This is a genomic window from Vibrio sp. K4 (genome assembly GCF_051122595.1).
Lineage (GTDB): Bacteria > Pseudomonadota > Gammaproteobacteria > Enterobacterales > Vibrionaceae > Vibrio > Vibrio owensii.
Window position 1 is genome coordinate 1 of the sequence record NZ_CP178579.1, and the last position, 17,937, is coordinate 17,937.

A 17,937-nucleotide genomic window follows, 5' to 3' on the forward strand; every position below is an offset into this window, starting at 1 on the left:
TTACCTATTGCGCTCTACGGGCTTCTTTGAGCATTCGTAAGTGATCGATGTAGAGACGCCAGTTTTTCTTTGTTAGCGGCTCTTCTGGTGTGAATCGCTTGTCTTCACTGGTAAAGGCAAATAAACCTTTTCGATTTAGCAGCGTGGTGATGGCGTCAATGCCATCCCAACGAAGATAAGCGGTGCGAGTCTGATAACGCTTGTCGTCAATTTCAAAAGACACCGGTGCTTTGACTAGGGCGGCGAACGCAACATCTTGAGTCGCTCTTGGATGCTGTAATTCAGTGCATTGGCGTTTGATGACGCTTTCTGAAATCACAATGCCTTCAATCCCCAAATCAATGACGTACTTGCCATCAATATGAATAAGCCATTGGTCAATGGCTTCGGTTATGTGTGCTTTGACTTCTTCATCGCTGTAGTGCGCGTGCGGTTGAGGTTTATAGGTGCCATACATCAGGCGATAGGTCAGATTCGATTCATCAAAATCTGGCGCATCGATGACGCCTTCTTTAATGGCGATGATTTCTTTGCAATCAGCAAGAAAGTATTGGTCGTTGGATGCGGGTAGTAGGACGTATTGCATTGTGTTCTCTGTAAAAAAAAGCGCTCTTATGAGCGCCTGGTTAGGATTGGTTGATAATGTTTAATCGTAGAGCCCTTGCGTGGGGATACGGGATGGCGCAGTCAATACGCGCTTGGGTATGTCATTTTTCACGTACTTTTTGACATACCCATTTCTAAATCCTCGATGCGGACTGCCGGTGTTGTAGTAAGACAGGGCGATTTGCAGCGCAATGCTTGGTTTCGAATTGATTTTGAGGGCGCGCTGATAACCCTGATACAAAATGCTGGAGCCGACATGAATGTTCTTACAGGGAGTGAACATGTCGGCAATGCTGACCCCAAACTTAGCCAGGTTCTTTGAGTTAATTTGCATCAACCCCAAATCCACCGAATGCCCGAGCGATACGTAATAGTTGGCCAACTGAATGGCTTCTTGTTTCGTCTTAGGCTGGGTAATGCGCGGTGGCTTTTGGTTGGGAAGGGCGTTGACGTTAATGGCCAGTGGCCGAAAGTTGGATTCGTTCTTAATGACTTGTTCTATCGTGGTTGGATGAACTTGATAGATACAATGCGAGTATTGGTCTATATCCATCATGAGACGATGACTCTTAGAAGGTGAATATGGGGACAGCCTTACCTTGAATGGCGTTTTTTTGAATGGCGCCAAAGTAACGGCTGTCAAAACTGTTTTTGGGCGCGTAGTCCGACATCATAAAAAACTCATCGTCGGTGAGCGTGAATGCCTTGAGTTGCGGGAGCGCGCGATGATGGCTATCTGCAGAATGAACGAGAAAACGCGCGAGCGGTTTTCCATTCTTTCTGACAACGCCATCAAAAGAGAGATGGTCGCCCGATATGGCCATGATTTTTTTGATAAGCGGAGTCGAGCCACTTTTACAGGTGCCGTATTTTAGGTATTCGCGTTTAAGCGCTTGCTCGATAGTCGCACCAGGAGGCGGACAAAAGACCACTAAGTCACCTTGTTGATACTGACTCGCTTTAGAAAGCTGATAAAATCCGAGTGGGTATGAGTGGGTGAGATTGAGCCGATAGCCGGTTGTGTATAAGCCTAAAACTAAACTCAATAATAGTCCGCTCAACATAAAGGAGCATGTTTTCATCGTATCTCTCCGAAACAGTCGCTTAGTGTGCGGATGTCTTCGTCTACTTTTCCTCTATTCCAAGCTAAATCGACGACTCTCTTTTTAAGATAGTTATCGTCATAATAAGGCGATGACAAGGTGAAAGTGAGTTGATTTTGTTCGTTAAACTCACCACAGATCTTCCATGAGCGATGAAACTTATCATTTAAGTGTGCTTGTCTAATGATGGTCACGATTTTCTGAACCATGGGAACTGAGGCGTTGAAATAAACGTAAGGCGCTTCTAACCATCCAGCAGCGTGTCCCTGGCAAGAAGCAATCGTAGTGATGCTTTCAAGCGAATTTAATGCGTCCACTAACGGGATAATCTTAGGGTCTAGGTCGTGATACGACCTAGACTTTTGTTCTTTTGGAGCGATGAACAATTCGACAAAAAGGTGGTGCAATTTCTGTTTGATCGACATTGGTTTTTCCTCAATGCAAAACTCAAAGACGCCTTGTTAGTATTCATTACTATCGACGACGATCCTTGTGAATGGCGTATCGACGTTGAACTCTTGGCGTAACAGTTCGTCAGCCTTCTGAATGATGGAAGTAAGTTGTGGTGAACGTGTTTGTTCTAAACGTTTTAGAAAATGAGACTTTCTGTTGCTATCTGAATGTGATGCTTTCAAGGGATGTCGAGCCAGCATTGAGCTGGAGAGGGTTTGATAAGTCCGATTTAACCCATTATCAACCATCAGGAAGGTTTTGATCTCTTCCTCTTCTAAATTCTCTTCTTGTTGAACTAATTCATCTCGCAAAGAACATTGCAAAGCAAATAGGTGTCTTTGTATCGAAAGTCGTTTGGTTTTTACGTAAACCTGTTTATATGTGAAGTGCCCAACAAATAGAAATGCGGTTCCAATGATTAACTCTGCATTCATAGTGACCTCAATGTAATTCGTAATGACGATGCGCAGTTTGTGGCGGCTGAACTACCTTCTTTTTCTGTAAAGCGTGTGTATGCCATCGATAAGGAGAAGTAAGATTGTTGCGGGGATAGAGATATGCCATTCATTCAAACCTGCGTTATGCGCAATCTGTAATAGATTAATCATCTCGATTGAAAGTATGATCCAACTGATCAGAGAGAAAACTATTTGAGGACGAAGGTCCATCGGTCCACACCAGCGCCAAGACCATCTAGATAACCATAATACTGATGGTATTAACAAACTGAGTGCGATTCGGTTCGCTTCATTAAATGTTGAAGTCGGCATATACGTAATAGACATAGATAATGTGAAGCCCAATAAAATGGTGTAGCAAAATGCAGAAGTTACAGAAATGACAAAAATGATGAGCGTTAACGCTAACCACTCTTCTTTAAGTCTGGAGAGCATGGGATGTTCCTTAATTTATTTAGGGCGCAGAGAGGCGCCAAAAGCGCTTTAATTGGCGCAGAAGGTTTGTGTTTAGAGTTGGAGATTAAGAGTTTGTGTGTCGAACGAAACGGGCAAGAAAAGTAATGGGAGCTTATGGACGTTATACTTAGCAAACTGAATCAGGAAGAGCGGCTTCCTGTTACCGCCCTTCCTGGCCAGCTTACTTCACTTCGTAGGCGAGCGTTGCCAGAACGTTTGTATTTGCGTTGTGGTATTCGAACTCACACAGTGAGTCGCGTACCATCCATAGCGCGCACAACGCAGTCATACATACGGTGATAAGCCCTAAAAGAGCGTATTTTTTATCCGGCATCGCTTGCCTCCAGTCAGTGAAGAGGCTAGTATCTGTATTGCGAAGTACATACACTAAAACCTCGTTTGAATTTATAGTTCATTCGGGGTTTTTGTTTATCTACCGCCAGCAGAGATCAAACTTTTGGTAGACAACCAAAAGCTCCCGACGGCAATCATACGTGATTATTAATGGCCTTTTCTATCCCTTTTCGAGACTTTATGCCGATGACATCTAAATATACTGACGAATAAGTAGAGAATTTATTGGCTTCGCCCTTCCTTCCATTTCGAATAAGCACGGTAATGCGCTGATACCGTGAAGCGATGTATTCCAAGTATGTTCGCCGCTTTACGTTGATTGCCGTGAGTGTGGATCAAGGCCGCTTCCGCAATGGCCGTTTTGATGAGCGGATAAAGCCAGCTCAAATCGGGGTCTTCTCGACAGTTTCCCAGGAGCTGATAGATGTGCTCGGCAATGAAATGTTGGTCAATTGGCCCCGTTTGAGGCGTCGCTTCAATGGTGTTGTTCATGATTTATTCCGAACTTATGCCCGCTTTCAGTGGATAAGTGGCTCAAGCCTTTAAGGGATAAGCCCTAGAGTGCGTTGAGCCAACGTAAAAACAAAAGGCCAGCATGAGCTGACCTGAACACAAAAATGAATGAAGGCGAGATTAGCGTTTGCGGCGTAAAGTCGCAATGCCTAGAAGAAGGAGAGGCCAAAAGCCCATAGAACCACCACTATCATCGTTATCAGTGTTATTGTTACCACCGTCACCCCCACCTGTATTTTCGATTGGTTTGTTGATGTGAATGACTTCGTTATCGGTTAAGTAAAGCTCGCCTTGAGTCCCGTCACTTTCGATGTCATACGTACATTTATCAAAGGGTTTGATGAGTCCATCCAAACAGGTGCCACCGGTAATGGTGACATTGTCACCCCAAGCGGTATCCATAGCGTCGTCTCGATGCAGGGATTGGATAGTGATTGTTGCTTTGCCATCTGCGTCAGTATCCGCGAGCGTTGGATAATGCCAACCATCAATGGTTTCAGTGATGAAGTCTTGCACTGACTGAATGGTGGTGCCGTAAGCAGAGCGTTCATTTGTAGATGAGTTCATTGCACTGCCACGATGGATGGCGAAGATTTCCTCACTGCCGTCCTTATTGATGGTCCATGCTGCGCCGGAATCGCCGCCAGTGGTGTGCGATTCATTCACTGTATCGGCATAGACATAATAAAGATCTGCGTAGTTATAATGGCTGAATGTAAAGTCGGCTTGATTGAGCGAATCGATAGTGCCACCGAAACCGCGGATCATCATTGGTTCTCCTTCGCTTTGCTCATCAATGTTTAAAAACTGGATATGGCGATAATCGACAGAGTTATCAACACGAACGATGCCAACGTCTTTCGCACGACGGTCATATTCATCGGTGTATTCAGGGGAGAGCCACTGCGCACTAAGAGGTAAGTTTTCGCTGTTCGATGGCGTCATAATGTCGAGTCCACCGTCATTAACGCAATGCCCTGCGGTAATGGCATAGCGTCCTGAAATTAAAGTGGCAGTGCAGTAAAGACTCTTATTGGTAGAGTTATCTAAGCGAACCGTATCGTCATGTTGGCTCCAATCGACAGGAGTGCCATTTTCTACCGCATAACTTGATGCGGACAGCAAGCTAAGCGCAATCAGTGATAAGGAAGGTAAACGCATGGTGATGCCTTATGTCATTCATTTTTGTAAGGTTATTGTATCAAGACTAAAAAATGCGCAAGTCAGGATCATGTGAAAGAGGCTTGATCGCCCAAGCCTCTTGGTGACGTTACTTACATTCGGCTTTGTAACCGTAATCGGTGATGGTTTCTGGTCCATAGCCCTCGCAGTGCCAACCGCCCGAGTTCCAGTTGTTACACTCGCGCGCGGTGGCCAGAATCAGCCCTTTGGTGCCTTTGTAACACGCTTGCCCCGCAGAATCTGGGGAAAGCAGCGCGGAATAGGCGCCCGCATTGACCACATCCGTAGTGGTGCTGGAGACTTTGACCCAGTGCCCTAAATCTCCGTTTTGGGAACTGTCGGGTAATTCTTGCTCTGTAAGTCCTTTGTCGTCAGGTTGAATGTGCACGGCACCATTGGCATCGTGGTAAGGTCGATTGGATTCAAGTGCATCTTCATATGACACTTTGGCCAGTACTTGACTGCTAAGGCACAGAGCGGGCAGCAGTAGTAACAGTTTTTTCATTGGATAGCTCCTTTACTATTTACATTGGGTAAAGGCGTTCACTTCGCCTTCATTTTTGATTTCCAGATCTCCGGTGGTGAGTGATTTCACTCGTATCTCAAGACCAACTTGCCAGTAATCGGATGTTTGGCTGATAAGGTAGGGCTTTTGACTCCCCGTTAGCTGGTAATCTTTATTAATAAAGATCTTGCCCAGTCCTAATGCTATGTAGGGGTGGGTGCCTTCGGGGCATGAAGGTTTTTCTACGATATCGCCGTGAGCAACGGTGTAGATATCCACCAAACCTTGGCTGACGATCTTCTGCGTGCCATCTGAGTTCAAAATGGTCACATCATGAGCGTTGGTGATGGAGTAATCCCCACCGACATCCCAATCGTCGGTGAGAGCGACACTGCCATCGCGTTGTAAGAACTCGTCATAGAGCTGCGACAGCAGTGGGTCATAAACCGTGACAATGATGTCGCCATTGGTTTGTGCTTTGGCATAAGGCATCTTGAGTAATTCAGTTGCCCATTTCGCGCGGTAAATCGGCTCAATGACGCTGCTCGATAGCGGAAAGGTCAGCTGGGCGTAAGCGACATCTCGAAGCTCGGTGCCAATGGTGATGCTCTTATGACCGGCTTCATAACCGATGCGCTCACGCGTCCACGGTACCGAATCAGGGCGAATACAGCGTTTGGCCGCTTCGTCGGTTTCGCTACAGTTGATCCAGAACTGCTCATCGGTGGTCACCAAATCATTGAGTTCGGTCGGGAACTCATCAATCACGGCGACCGGTGGCTTGATGGTGCGTTGCTGGTATTGGTATTTCTGGAGCGCTTCGATGACCTGCTCGATGCGAACGCGGTAGTCTTGCGCGGCGTTCGTTTCTTTTTGCGTCATGAGCACTTTGGCGGCGCCCGCGTAAATCAGACCCAGCAGCGCCAGCGCAAAGAGTACATCCAGTAAGCCAAGTCCTCGTTGGCGTTTCATCATTCGTAATCCTCCTGCATACAACCGGTTTCCCCATCAAAATATTGGTGTTGCAGTTGTGAGTTAATTGTGGCGACGCCTTTATAGAGCGTGATGGTGCGCTCGGTGATGAACACGTCATCGGCAACGCTTTGGGCAGCGCGCGTGAGTGAATAACCCGACAGACCATCGGGCAGCGTCACGGTGACTTTGATGCCCCAACTCAACGTGGCACCGGTTGGGGTGCGATACGCGATAGAAATGGCGTAAGGGGACGTCAACACGGAGGCGGGCACCTCGTAATCATTGACGAGGGTTTGCAGTGTGGGCGGCTCAGACAGGGCGCGGCAGCCTGAGTCTTGCCATTGGTCGCTGATGGCGGCGTCCATGCCTTGAAATACGTCCACCATGACCGATTTGAACTCTTCGCTTTGATTGGTTTGCCGCAACAGGTGTGAGCCGATTGCGGCAGTAATAGCCAGCGAGACGCTGGCTAAAAGTAGAGCCAATAAAAACGACAGTATCGACACGCCAGATTGGCGCGTCATTACATGGTGACGGTGATGGTCGTGTCAGAGACCACAACGCTAGAACAATCAGTGTCGGCCTTGGCGCAGCGTTCGGTACTCACAGGCGCCAGTTGGTTGGCCAGAGCCAGCACGTTGTCTTGCTCAATGTTGCTGATGGCAATATCGACATAAGAGGAGTGTGAGCTGTTTGCTGTCACGGTGTATGTGCCGCCGTATTGGTTGACGTCACACCACGCCGCATTGCTGTAGCCGTAGCCTTCGGTACAGATTTCGGAAAGGCTTACGCCCGCCGTATCGGCGCCAGCACCCGCCCACGCATCGACGGCGGCGCGGATTTCACTGACTTCGGTTAAGGTGCTGTTGATTTTGAGCTTGCCTTTGCCAGAACTTGCCATTGCAGCAATCCCCGCAATGACAATCGCAGCCAGACCCATCCAGAAAATAAAGTCGAGTAAGGACGCGCCGCGCTGCTTCTTACTTTTGATTGGCGAGCTTTCTGTTAATGGGGTTAAGTTCTCTTTAGTTGAATTTACTTCGGTGTGCATCGTGTTTACTTCTTCTTTAGTTGTGTTGAATTGAGTGGTGGTATTGTTCATTTGCATTGTGAACGCGTCCTTAAATCAAAGTGAGATAGAGTTGGTAAGTGGCGCTGGCAATGAGAGACCCAAGCACCAATATCGTGACCAGCAATCCGGCTTTCGGTAGCCAGAGCTGCATTTTTTCGAGCTGTTTCGCCACATGCTCACTGTGGTGTTGCCCGCTTTCGCTGAGCAGTTCGGTGTAACTGACGCGAGTGCCGAGCACTTTCATCGCGCTGAGTTCGTTAGGCAGTAAGAGGCCCGTATCGAGAATGGCACCGAGGTTAGTTTGCCCAATCGCTTGTTCGCGCATCCTTTGGATGTGCGCTTTGGCAAACGGCGTATTGCGGATTTCGGCTTGCACTAAGGCGTCACCGAGTTTCATGCCGCATTGAGTGAGGTTGGCGAGGGTTTTCAGCAGTGTGGACGCCACGGCCACGCGATACAGGGAGAACAGAGGCCAGTCATGACTGAAAGCGCGGCTACTGCCTTTCCAATTGGGCAGTGCAATGGCAAGTACCAGGAGAAGTAGGGCAAAGACCGCGGCGATGGCAATGCCATAGTCGGCAAAGAAATTGCGCACCGTGAGCCCAATGCCTGGTTGGTTATCAATGGCGCCGAGCATTTTGTCGGCGATGTAGACGCCATAAAAGCCCGCGCCGACCGTGAGGGCGTAAGGAAAGGCGAGCATCTTGACCAGTTTAGCCACAATGTTTTCACCGCCCTTTAACTGCTCAATCGCGGTTTGCAGTCCGATGTGCCGTTGTCCGGCGCTTTCCGCGGCGCGTATCGAGCTTAGAACCACACCGGGAAACCAGCCTTCGAGTACATCAACGAAACGTTGACCTTGCCCTGGTGCATCAAGTCCAGCTTGACCGATTTGTTTCAGTGCGTCGGTGCCGTTTTCAACCAGCGACTGACAAAACTCTTTGGTTGTGAGCTTGTATCGGTCGGCTTTGAGCCATTGGTCTAAAAACGCCACTTGCTCATCACTGGAGAAAGTCCATTGCTCCAGCGTTTTCCCTAAGATAAGAAAGCTCATAGCGCCTCCTGCATCGCTCGGTAAATGTCCGTTACAGGCACGGGCACTAAGTCATCGACTTGCTCGGAAGCCGAAAGAATATCGACCTGACCGCGCATAATGCGCGATTTACAGTGGTCTTTGATGTCCGGCCAACCTTGCTTCTTGAGATGTTGTTTCCAGCCTAAATCGTCCTCTTGGATGATGAACTGACGGTCAGCGTCATCGAGCACAATCATTTCCATCACCACTAAACGGCCACTTTCTCCTGACACACCGCCTTCTTTGTTGCACTTCTCACAGCCACAAGGGTTGAGCAGGCGAACGTTCTTGAGCTCATCCTCTGAGCACAGCTTTTCCAGTTGGCTGATTTTGAGCGCCAGCTTGTCCGAACTGTTGATGCTGGAGTATGCTTTTTTTGCTTCCTCAGCGTCACGGTCAGCAAACGAGAAGGCGCAGTCACACAACTTGCGCACCAGTTTGACGTGGACGAACATGGCCATTAAATCGGGTGCGCCCACAATCGCTGCCGGCATTTTCAGTTGCTGGATGAAGGTTTGCGCCACCCCTAATGCGCTGTTGGTGTGCAGCGTGGCCAGTGCCAATCCACCGGTTTCAGCTTTACGGCAAAATTCAGCTGCCGTGGGCGTATCACGGATTTCACCAATGTTGGAGATGTCCACGTCGTGACGCAGCGTCTCTTTACAGTAAAAGGCGTAATCCATTTTTACCCCTGAGCCTTCAAAGGTCTCAAGACTCGGCTGCACTTGGGTTTTACTGACGAAGTCTTGCGAAAACTCCACAGGGTCTTCCAGGGAATGCACGTTACGCGCAATGCGGTCTACTTTTTCAAGTAGGGCGTACACCAGGGAGCTTTTACCGGAACCCATCGGACCGGTAATGATGATGCCCCCTTGGCGTTTGTGCACCATTTGAATAAGCGTTGCCAAATACGGGGTTGGTAAATCCATGTCTTCGAGTGACAAGGCTTTGTTTTTGGGCGTCAGACAGCGCAGCGTCAGTTTCGGGCCATCGTGGGTTGGAATGAGCGCCGCGCGCCATTCAAACAAGCGCAGCTCATTGCCGACTTTAAGCGGAAGGCTGAATCGGTCATTAGCGGGCAAGGTGTATTTGATGTCTTGCCCACCGAGCGTCGAGAACACGTAATCAATCAATGCCAAGCCCACCTGACGCGGTTGGTTCTGTGCGCTTTGATGGTTATGGAAACGACTGATGACGCGGCGAACGCCCACCGTGCGCAGCAAAAACAGGGTGCTGTCGGGCGTGGTGAGCACATGCACGTCAGAGCTGTTTTCATTCACGGCGGTTTGGCACAGCGCTTGAAGTTGACGTTCGACAACATTTTGCTCGCCTTGCTCTTTCAGTGTTTGGTGTTGCGTATCGCTGAATGTCGCCAGCGCCTCATCGATGACGCTTTGCGGCACTTCTTCGATGATGACGTCTTGTCCGAGCAGGGCTTTACTGCCTTGAAGTAAGTCCATGATGCGCCCCAGATTGGGCGCATTGAGATTCGAGGTTTGCACAGTGAGCGCGGCATTGACGATGGTGTAGCCATCGTCACGACACAAGGTCAGCAGCGTTTTTTCTTCGCTGTCGGTCAGTTTGGGAAAGTGACTCATAGGCCACCTTCCAGAACGCGAATGCGCGCGCCTTGTTTTAGGCGAACCCCATTACCGTTGATGTTGGTGATACTGACGCCCTTAACCGAATCACCGGCTTTGACCAGAAACGGTTGGCCACCATCGAGAGCGAGATAGGCGCTTGCCTCATTGCCATCAACAAAAAGGCCACTGAGCGAGAAGCGGTCAATGGCCAGTTGAGAAGAATGGGGACTCACGGAAGGCGGTGAGTAAGGTTGCTCAATCACCGACACCGACGGAACGTAATCGCTTCGCCCTTCACTGCTTTCCTTTTGATTGGCCTTGCGAGTGCGTGATTTTTCTTCGGCAATCTGTGAATCCATTTTAGCCACCGCTAATTGCTCTGAGCGTTTAATGAGCTTTTGCGCATTCACATCGAGCGTTAGAGTGGGGGTGACCGATTGTGGTTTGGGCTTTTTCTTCACCACGGGCGCCACCGTATCGGGCAAAGCCTTTGGTGAAGGTGTAGAAGTAACCGTACTTGGCGCCGTTTGTTTGGCGGGCACTGAAATGGACGGCGGCGTGTTGAATTGAGGGGCGAGCCACATGCCCGCCACAGAGAGCCCGCCTATTGCTAAGATCCCGATTTGAATATGGGCTTTGGTGATTTTCATGAAAGGTCTCCAAGGTATTGAATGCGCATTTCAACGCGGTAAGTGCCATCGTCGCTCGGGATGAGCGTGAATGCGTTTAAGCCCACCGGAAGGGGCTGATAAAGTGTGGCGAGAGAACGCAGTTCGCTTAAGGTCACGCCGCTTTTTTTCAGCGTCATATCGAGCGTACTGGTGAGCATCGCTTTGCTTTCTTTGCTGTCGGTGATGTCCCAACCCAATTTGATGAGCGTGTCAGCGAGGCGTTGCCCCAATTCGGCGGGCGCCATCTCCTTCGTCCACTTGTCCAGTTTGCCCGTCATGGGCTCACTGAGGGTAAGGGTGTCGATGGTCAAGACGGCATTGCTTAAGGAATGCTTGGCTAGCCACGCTTTTGCGGTTGAGAGCAAACCACCGTCTTCACGATTGAAGACCGCAGTCAGATTGTTGCCTTTAAGCGAGATTTTGCTTAATGCCCACCCTGATGGAGCGAGGGCGCTGGTTGCGGTCAAGGACAGGGCGTGCATCATGCCATCGGCGGCGCTTTGAGCGCGCCCGACCGCTGTGCGGTAGGCGTGATATTCATCGATTACTTGTTGCACTGTGTCTTTTGGTTTGGCTTGGTAGTGAGTGAACTGACTGACGCCAATCAACAACACACCGAGCACAATGGCCGTCACGGCCAGCGTTTTCGGGCGCTGAGATTTCAGTGCATACGCTTGTTTATCTTGAGGCTCAAGAACTGGGGCCGTATCCACTTTGTCACTGACCGCGCTTAAGTTAGGCGCAGACTCACTTTGTGTCAGTTTCTCAGTGACAAACACTTGCTCGCACAGTTTGAGTTTCACCTCATCCAGCTCATCCAGTGGCACCAGGCGCGCTTCACGCACCACATGGCCGCGAACGGTCATAAAAAACAGCACGTCTTTTTCGTGAAAGTCGAGTAAACACCAATGGTCAGGCGCGATGTCTTGCTCCACTTTGTTTCGCCACGCTTCACTGATGGCGACGGTCGGTTCATCGCTGTAATAGCGCGTACGCCACCCGTCTCTTTCTAGTGTGAGCTGGTACTTGCCCGGGAATTGCCGTGCCAGTTGCCAGCGGGATGACGACGTTTGCGTCGTCACAACATGGTTAGGAAGGCGCGTCATTACTTCACTCTCCTTGGGGTCAGCAATATCAGCGTTTCCACGGTCTCTTGTCCGCTCACTTGACTGCCAAGGCCATCAAAGCCAAAACTGGACGACTTATTGGCGGTTTGGGTTTGCTGCTTGACTGAGCCGATGATGACGGTTTGGCCATAACGCAGCTTGTTGGTGAACGACAAATCGGCGCTGCGCGTGGAGATAAAGCGCAATCTGGCGTCATCAATGGTTTCGGTGCTGTCACCGGCGATTTTGGTTAACTTGCCCGCGGTGCGTATCCAGACGAAATCGTCTTTCACGTTGGTGTTGACCATCATGTCGATGCCTTCCACCACATTGCCGCGCGTGGTGCTGGTTGAGGTGGTGGTGTCGGTCACTTCGGTTGAAATGTCTGACAGGTAAGGCGTTTTGACCGTCTGAGAGATGCGCGCCGGTTGCGAGCTGCTGGTCAAGATACCAATCGGTGTATCGGTTGAGACGGTGCCTTGTTGCTCCAGCGCTTTGATAAACGCGGTGGTGCCATCCCATTTCCCCGTACCTTGGAAAGCCAGACCGCTGCTTGAACTGACCAAGTCAGAGGTCGCGGACGTGCCAGGAATGATGAAATTTAAGGTGCCGTCACCGACATCTTTCACTAGGTTCCAATCAATGCCTTGGTCTTTGCCTAAGTTCGAACGAAACTCCAGTACGCGAATATCAAGAAAGACCTGTTTAGTCAGCTCGGCTTGATAGGTGTCAATCAGGCGGCGCACCTGTGCCATGCGACTTGGCGTGGTGCGCACGGTGATGGCGGTCAATCCAGGTACGACACGCACGTCACCGACGAGCTCATCGCCATCGTCTTCGCTTTCATCTTTGAGGACCGCTTCGACCGCTTTGGATATTTCGGTGGTGATTTCGGTGTTGTTGTACACCGTCGTAATGTACTGACCATCGACTTTGGTGGTCGAGGTATCGCCTTCATCGTCGCTGCTGCTTTCTTCGCTTTGACTGCCTTGCTGCGCGGAATTGGCGCCCGATGGAATGGTCAGCACAAAGGTCTCGGTTTGATAGTACCCCACCGTGAGCGAGTCTTGATCCGGCGTTAAGCCGTAATGAGTCAAGCTACTGATGAGGTTTAAAATCGACTTGCGCGAGGCGCGGGTGTTGACCGTTATCGGTGTGTTTGGGTTTACGTCGGGGTCAAACGACACTTCCACATTGGTGCCTTGCACGAGCATCGAGAGCACAAGCGACAACGGCAGTTGATTGGCTTTGATGCGCACTTCTTGTTGGAGCCACTTTGGCGCTTTGTCTTGTTTGATTGGCGTGGCCAGAGCGGGCGGTTTGGTCAAGTATTGCACGTTGCCAAGGGGTGTCGCGTTCTTTGAGCGCGCGTCTTCCATCTGCTTTTGGACTTGGTCGGCATTGGCTTTGTGGTCAAGGTAGTCCTGACTGACGCAGCCGTTTAGCAGCATCATGGCCAGAGGCACAAAGAGTAAATGGGGTTTCATGGTGTTGAGTTTCATTATTCTTTCTCTCTAATAAACACACTGCGCGAGCTTGGGATAAGCTGCGCTTGTACGGGGTAGCCTTCTAGAACGGTATCGAGCGCTAAATCAAACGCGCCGCGCGGGGTGACGATGCCGTACTCACTCATCAGCGGATAATCGTCATCGCTCATCCAAGACGGTCGCGCTCCATCGTCATGCCATTGCCAACCGTAAACGTGAGCTAAGTTCGCCACCGCTTCTTTTAAGCTGGCGCCGTGTACCCACTGCACATCAGGCATGGTGTTTAAGGTGTGGATGGCGGCAATGCCGCGCTGGACATCAAAACGCAGTGGTATGCCCAATGCTTTGCCGAGTTCGTGAATGGACACCTCTAAGTTACTGGTGAAGTTTTTGTTGCGCTCGATAGGCTCTAGCAACTTGGCTTGCTGCTCATCGCTGAGGCCATACGCCACTTTGGTGATGTGCGCTTTATCTAGCCAGCGCTGGAGTGCGCGATAGGGCGCTTCGCCCGCGGCAACAAAAAACGTTGTGGCGCCATTCGCCGTTTTATTTGTGTCACCAGAAGGCGCGCTCGCACTCGACGGTAAGGGCGCCAGCACTTGAGATTGAGGTTCGCCCGTTGGAATGTTCGGTCCCGCTTTGCGCAGTTCGACGCGCTTTAGAGGCATCTTGCCGCGCTCTACCGCTTGAGGCGGCGGCGCAGAGACTTGCCCAACGTCTACGTAGCCTTGTTGCAGTTCCGGCGCTGCGTTTGGCAGTGGCGCTTTGATACCAGTGATAAACAGTTGATCATCATTAAGCTGTCCCGAAGGCGCGGCCCAGCACGCAGACGTGATGAGGCCGCCCAAAACAGCGAGGGTGAAGGTTTTCATAATGGTTCCTGATTAACTAACGAATGGAAGAGTAAGGCGGCAAGATGACGTCTTGGCTCACCATAATGTAAAACTGCTCAGCGTTATCGATTTCGATGGTTGGCTGAATGTTCATGTTTTTGCGAATGAGTATGTTGCCCGTTTCGGCGTATTGCTGCGTGACGCCATCGGCGACGGACTCACCTGTGGAGCGCGAATCGTCGTTACCATCGCTGACCGCGGCTTGGCTTATCCCTGAAATACCGCCGAGCAAGGTGGCTTGACCGAAGAGGCGCCAATAATGGTTATTGATGTCACCCGTGAGGCCATTCATGCCAGTGACGTCCATACTCGCCATGTTGCCAATGTTGAGTTTGCTGCCATCGGGGAAATTGACCCGAGACCAAGTGACGGGCAAACGGCGCTGACCATACGCGACGCGCGCGTCATAGGTGCCGTAAAGCTGCGTGCCTTGCGGTATCAATATCGCCGCGCCGGTGGCGCTGTCGTAAACGTTCTGACTCACTTGAGCAATCACATTGCCTGGAATGTCCGAGTTCATCGCGCTGATGAGCGTCGCTGGAATGAGCGTGCCCACGGTGAGCTCGTATTCACTGGCGGGCAGCTCACGCCGCGCGTTGAGATAACCGGCTTGATTGGCCTTGGCCAGAAACGCTTCCTTACTGGCTTGGCTGGCACCCGTGGTGTCTAAGGTGCTGGCGGTTAACTCTCCAGCAGTGCTATTGCTCTGCTTGTAGGCTGCTTGGTTTGGGTTGCTCAATGCCGCTTTGGCTTGGGCGAGGCGTAGCTCCGCATCCCGTAGTTCATCACTGTCCGATTGCTCTGAGCTGGATGACGAACGTAAAGATGCCTCATCGATGCGCACGTTCATCCCTGAGTAAATCGCCTCATTAAGCAACTTCTGTTTCGCTTCGAGTTGCGCGATACGTTGCTTTTGTTGCGCGGCCATCTCTGGCGTTACGGTTGGCACGCTAGGGGTAGCGTTGCCGGTTGGAATGGGCGTTGACACTACCGCTTTCGGGGCGGGGGTGTCGGGCTTTTGCGCCAATACCGAATCGAGCGCCGCTTGCTTGGTGGTCATGGACGTATTGATTTGTGTCGGCGTCGGGGCGCTTGCTTTATCTTTATTGCGCTGGCCTTTTTGCATGATGACGCCAATCACGATGATGGTAACCAACACACCCAGCCCAATGACGGTCCACTTCACGCCTTTTTTGATGTGAACCGACTCGACGCCGGACAACGGATTGAGCTTGAGGGTGAAGTTACTCATATTCCACCCCGTAAGCCCGGGTTTTCAGTGGAATAAGCAGGTTATTACTGAGCACCCAGATCCGTGACAGTTTGCGGCCATCGCTGAGTTTGGCGGAGACAAAGAATTGCCTTGGGTTGAGTTGTTCCACGCGGTAGTTCAGGCTGAGGTAATCCATCTCATTGCCTTGTGCCACCCCAATGCCTTCTAAGCGCAGTTCTTCAATGAGCGTTTTAGCAAACGTACTGCCATCGTTATTGAGGTTAATGATGGTACGCGCGCCATCGGACTGGCGAAGGAATGAGGCAATGTCTTGACTGATGGCGTGCATCTCATTGGGCGTGAGCGTCACGTCATTGTAGTTGCCGTATTGATCGGGCTCGTAGCTGGCGCAGCCGCTTATTATAAGCGCAAGAGCTATCCATAGGGTTCTCATCATCCCTCCTTACGCTTGATCAGGACGGTTTGTTGATGTTTGCCCGCGCCGAGTAACAACGCGATTTGCTCAGGTAAGCCATCAACCACAAATTTCCCGTTGCGATAACGGTAGTTGATGAGCTCACGCTGTCCGGCGTTAATGACCAAGAGTGACGGCAGTTTGCCCGTCGCGACGCTGCGCGGCATCTCTAAAATGGTTTTGACGCTGTTGTTGTAGACGCGAACCGGCGTAAAGCGCGTGTTGCCTTCAATGTCGTAGTCAAAATCCAGGTCATCGATGTTCAAACCATCGGCGATTTCCTTTGAGTGTTGCTCGGTTTGTTGGCGCTCATACATCGAATCCATCGCGATTTGCAGCGTTTCAGGGTAATCAAAGCGCACAATCGGCATCCAGTCGTTGTGCTTCGCTGTCAGCTTAATGAGGTACGAGCGGCGATTGGTGGCAATTTGCAGCGTGGTTTCGATGTTGACGTCGGTGGGTTTTACCAAAATGTGCGTGACGGCGTCACTGCCTTGACCGGATACGGTTGGGGTAAACCCCCAACGCACGGTGTCCCCTGCGTTTAAGCCGTTTTTGCTGATTTGCTCTCCTGGCTCTAATTGAATGTCACAGGTTTTGAGCGGCGCACACACCACGCTTGGTAGGGATTGACCAAAAAAGTAAGTGATCGCCCCATCGGGGGAACGAATGGGTTTATCGGTGCCGTTTATCCAGCGTTTGGCGATGTCGAGTCCGGCTTGCTCACTTGCCGTTAAGGCTTGGGGCATTTCAATCAATGAACTGCCAGTGATAGGAGGCACGGGCGCGGCCATGACGCCGCTGGTCAAGACAATGCCCACCCATAAAGAGAGTGGCTTTACTACGTTCATGAGCGTCCTCAGTTAATTTGTACGTCGTTGAAGGTGGCAATCCAAAGGCCAAGCGGGTTTTGGTTCATCTCCGCTTTGTTTTTGGGTTGGACGGTTTGGGTGGTGATGGTGGCTTTAAAGCGTGGCGTATCGAGTACGTTGCCTTGACGGTCGGTGATGGTTTCGATCCACTCCATTTGCCAGGTGTTGTCTGACAGTGGCAAGGTGCTCTTGATGTCGACTTTGACCAACTCCCGCGCGGCGCGCTCAAACGGGTTTTCTTCTTTGAACGCCTGTGAGATTTGCGTTTGCGCAGGGGAGTTGGGAACGAGTCTTGCGTAGGCGCGGCGCACCGCTTTGTCTTCGACTTCCACGTCCAGATAGACGCTGCGAATGTCTTCCACAAAGCGCTCTAAATCGTTCACTTTAAGCGCTTCCAGTTGTGAGGTCGGCAGCTTTTGAACGCTGGCCACGCCCACCACTTCTTCGCCGTTTTTCACGCCAATGACATAAGGCTCAATTTTGGATTGGGCGCCGATGTAGCCGGCGCTCCCTACAGCAATGGCGCTGACAGCCATCGAAAAAAAAGCGCACATTTTCCAGTTGTGCGCTTGTTTCACGATGCTGCCCAAACGTTCGTCCCACTCTTCGCGGGCGCGTTGATACAAGATGGAGTAGTCCGATGGACTCTCAGGATGAGACATAATGTTTCCTTAATTGGTTATTCGTCATACGCTCCCGCTTCGACGGGATCTTGCCAGCCGCTCATGGTGGCAGCCATGATGCGGGAATACCCTTCATCAAGCAGCGCTTGATATTCGGCGTAATCATCATCGATGCCAGGGTAATAACAGTCGTCGCACCAGGTTTGATGAGTTGGGATGTTAGTGCGGCAACGACCGCAGCGGTGCTTAGTTTGCATAAAGC

At 50.8% G+C, this 17,937-nt stretch carries 24 protein-coding genes; all 24 read right to left on the bottom strand.

Going from position 1 to position 17,937, the window contains the following annotated elements:
• Positions 1–4 precede the first annotated feature (4 nt).
• The 24 genes from ACLIIY_RS28230 to ACLIIY_RS28345 all read right to left on the bottom strand — a co-directional run bounded on the left by ACLIIY_RS28230 (position 5) and on the right by ACLIIY_RS28345 (position 17,932).
• The gene (locus ACLIIY_RS28230; protein ID WP_086598069.1) at positions 5–586 is read right to left on the bottom strand and encodes a hypothetical protein; all 582 of its coding nucleotides are present in this window, start codon (positions 584–586) and stop codon (positions 5–7) included.
• 60 nt (positions 587–646) lie between these two features.
• Entirely contained in the window at positions 647–1,162 is a 516-nt protein-coding gene (locus ACLIIY_RS28235; protein WP_086598068.1) for a lytic transglycosylase domain-containing protein, read from the bottom strand.
• Between the two features lie 13 nt (positions 1,163–1,175).
• Complete coding sequence (gene traF, locus ACLIIY_RS28240) at positions 1,176–1,688, bottom strand: conjugative transfer signal peptidase TraF (protein ID WP_086598067.1); 513 nt, start codon at positions 1,686–1,688, stop codon at positions 1,176–1,178.
• Positions 1,685–2,134 (bottom strand): hypothetical protein, encoded by a 450-nt coding sequence (locus tag ACLIIY_RS28245; protein ID WP_086598066.1) that lies wholly within the window; start codon positions 2,132–2,134, stop codon positions 1,685–1,687. The genes traF and ACLIIY_RS28245 overlap by 4 nt, the downstream gene beginning before the upstream one ends.
• Before the next feature lie 36 nt (positions 2,135–2,170).
• Positions 2,171–2,596: a hypothetical protein gene (locus tag ACLIIY_RS28250; protein ID WP_434529543.1), complete on the bottom strand. Its 426-nt coding sequence runs from the start codon at positions 2,594–2,596 to the stop codon at positions 2,171–2,173.
• A gap of 51 nt (positions 2,597–2,647) precedes the next feature.
• Positions 2,648–3,055 (bottom strand): hypothetical protein, encoded by a 408-nt coding sequence (locus ACLIIY_RS28255; protein ID WP_023624143.1) that lies wholly within the window; start codon positions 3,053–3,055, stop codon positions 2,648–2,650.
• Positions 3,056–3,257: 202 nt separating this feature from the next.
• Positions 3,258–3,410 (bottom strand): Hok/Gef family protein, encoded by a 153-nt coding sequence (locus tag ACLIIY_RS28260; RefSeq protein WP_024700485.1) that lies wholly within the window; start codon positions 3,408–3,410, stop codon positions 3,258–3,260.
• A 242-nt stretch (positions 3,411–3,652) separates the two neighbouring features.
• Positions 3,653–3,922, bottom strand: coding sequence for a helix-turn-helix domain-containing protein (locus ACLIIY_RS28265; RefSeq protein ID WP_086598071.1), 270 nt, complete (start codon positions 3,920–3,922; stop codon positions 3,653–3,655).
• A 141-nt stretch (positions 3,923–4,063) separates the two neighbouring features.
• A complete protein-coding gene (locus ACLIIY_RS28270) occupies positions 4,064–5,104 on the bottom strand; it encodes a trypsin-like serine protease (protein WP_434529544.1) in 1,041 nt (346 codons plus the stop codon).
• Positions 5,105–5,213: 109 nt separating this feature from the next.
• Positions 5,214–5,630 (bottom strand): hypothetical protein, encoded by a 417-nt coding sequence (locus ACLIIY_RS28275; protein WP_078231486.1) that lies wholly within the window; start codon positions 5,628–5,630, stop codon positions 5,214–5,216.
• Between the two features lie 15 nt (positions 5,631–5,645).
• Positions 5,646–6,605 (bottom strand): PulJ/GspJ family protein, encoded by a 960-nt coding sequence (locus ACLIIY_RS28280; RefSeq protein ID WP_078231487.1) that lies wholly within the window; start codon positions 6,603–6,605, stop codon positions 5,646–5,648.
• On the bottom strand, positions 6,602–7,129 hold the full coding sequence (locus ACLIIY_RS28285; RefSeq protein WP_024700480.1) for a hypothetical protein: 528 nt from the start codon (positions 7,127–7,129) through the stop codon (positions 6,602–6,604). The genes ACLIIY_RS28280 and ACLIIY_RS28285 overlap by 4 nt, the downstream gene beginning before the upstream one ends.
• Positions 7,129–7,713, bottom strand: a complete 585-nt coding sequence (locus tag ACLIIY_RS28290) for a hypothetical protein (protein ID WP_228076234.1) — start codon at positions 7,711–7,713, stop codon at positions 7,129–7,131. Before ACLIIY_RS28290 ends, ACLIIY_RS28285 begins: the two co-directional genes overlap by 1 nt.
• A 13-nt stretch (positions 7,714–7,726) precedes the next feature.
• The gene (locus tag ACLIIY_RS28295) at positions 7,727–8,731 is read right to left on the bottom strand and encodes a hypothetical protein (protein WP_025499477.1); all 1,005 of its coding nucleotides are present in this window, start codon (positions 8,729–8,731) and stop codon (positions 7,727–7,729) included.
• Positions 8,728–10,350, bottom strand: a complete 1,623-nt coding sequence (locus ACLIIY_RS28300; RefSeq protein ID WP_434529545.1) for a GspE/PulE family protein — start codon at positions 10,348–10,350, stop codon at positions 8,728–8,730. Before ACLIIY_RS28300 ends, ACLIIY_RS28295 begins: the two co-directional genes overlap by 4 nt.
• Positions 10,347–10,985: a hypothetical protein gene (locus ACLIIY_RS28305; protein ID WP_025789137.1), complete on the bottom strand. Its 639-nt coding sequence runs from the start codon at positions 10,983–10,985 to the stop codon at positions 10,347–10,349. The genes ACLIIY_RS28300 and ACLIIY_RS28305 overlap by 4 nt, the downstream gene beginning before the upstream one ends.
• Positions 10,982–12,112, bottom strand: a complete 1,131-nt coding sequence (locus tag ACLIIY_RS28310) for a hypothetical protein (RefSeq protein WP_025789136.1) — start codon at positions 12,110–12,112, stop codon at positions 10,982–10,984. The genes ACLIIY_RS28305 and ACLIIY_RS28310 overlap by 4 nt, the downstream gene beginning before the upstream one ends.
• Positions 12,112–13,614 carry a type II and III secretion system protein gene (locus ACLIIY_RS28315; RefSeq protein WP_032072623.1) on the bottom strand — a complete coding sequence of 501 codons (1,503 nt, stop codon included), beginning with the start codon at positions 13,612–13,614 and terminating at the stop codon, positions 12,112–12,114. Before ACLIIY_RS28315 ends, ACLIIY_RS28310 begins: the two co-directional genes overlap by 1 nt.
• Entirely contained in the window at positions 13,614–14,471 is an 858-nt protein-coding gene (locus ACLIIY_RS28320) for a hypothetical protein (protein ID WP_434529546.1), read from the bottom strand. The genes ACLIIY_RS28315 and ACLIIY_RS28320 overlap by 1 nt, the downstream gene beginning before the upstream one ends.
• 16 nt (positions 14,472–14,487) lie before the next feature.
• Positions 14,488–15,744, bottom strand: a complete 1,257-nt coding sequence (locus ACLIIY_RS28325) for a TrbI/VirB10 family protein (RefSeq protein ID WP_434529547.1) — start codon at positions 15,742–15,744, stop codon at positions 14,488–14,490.
• A complete protein-coding gene (locus tag ACLIIY_RS28330) occupies positions 15,737–16,159 on the bottom strand; it encodes a hypothetical protein (protein ID WP_017449288.1) in 423 nt (140 codons plus the stop codon). Before ACLIIY_RS28330 ends, ACLIIY_RS28325 begins: the two co-directional genes overlap by 8 nt.
• The gene (trbG, locus tag ACLIIY_RS28335; RefSeq protein ID WP_024700470.1) at positions 16,159–17,031 is read right to left on the bottom strand and encodes a P-type conjugative transfer protein TrbG; all 873 of its coding nucleotides are present in this window, start codon (positions 17,029–17,031) and stop codon (positions 16,159–16,161) included. The genes ACLIIY_RS28330 and trbG overlap by 1 nt, the downstream gene beginning before the upstream one ends.
• A gap of 8 nt (positions 17,032–17,039) precedes the next feature.
• Positions 17,040–17,714 carry a VirB8/TrbF family protein gene (locus ACLIIY_RS28340; protein ID WP_086598055.1) on the bottom strand — a complete coding sequence of 225 codons (675 nt, stop codon included), beginning with the start codon at positions 17,712–17,714 and terminating at the stop codon, positions 17,040–17,042.
• A 17-nt stretch (positions 17,715–17,731) separates the two neighbouring features.
• Positions 17,732–17,932 carry a hypothetical protein gene (locus tag ACLIIY_RS28345; RefSeq protein ID WP_086598054.1) on the bottom strand — a complete coding sequence of 67 codons (201 nt, stop codon included), beginning with the start codon at positions 17,930–17,932 and terminating at the stop codon, positions 17,732–17,734.
• Between the last annotated feature and the right edge of the window lie 5 nt (positions 17,933–17,937).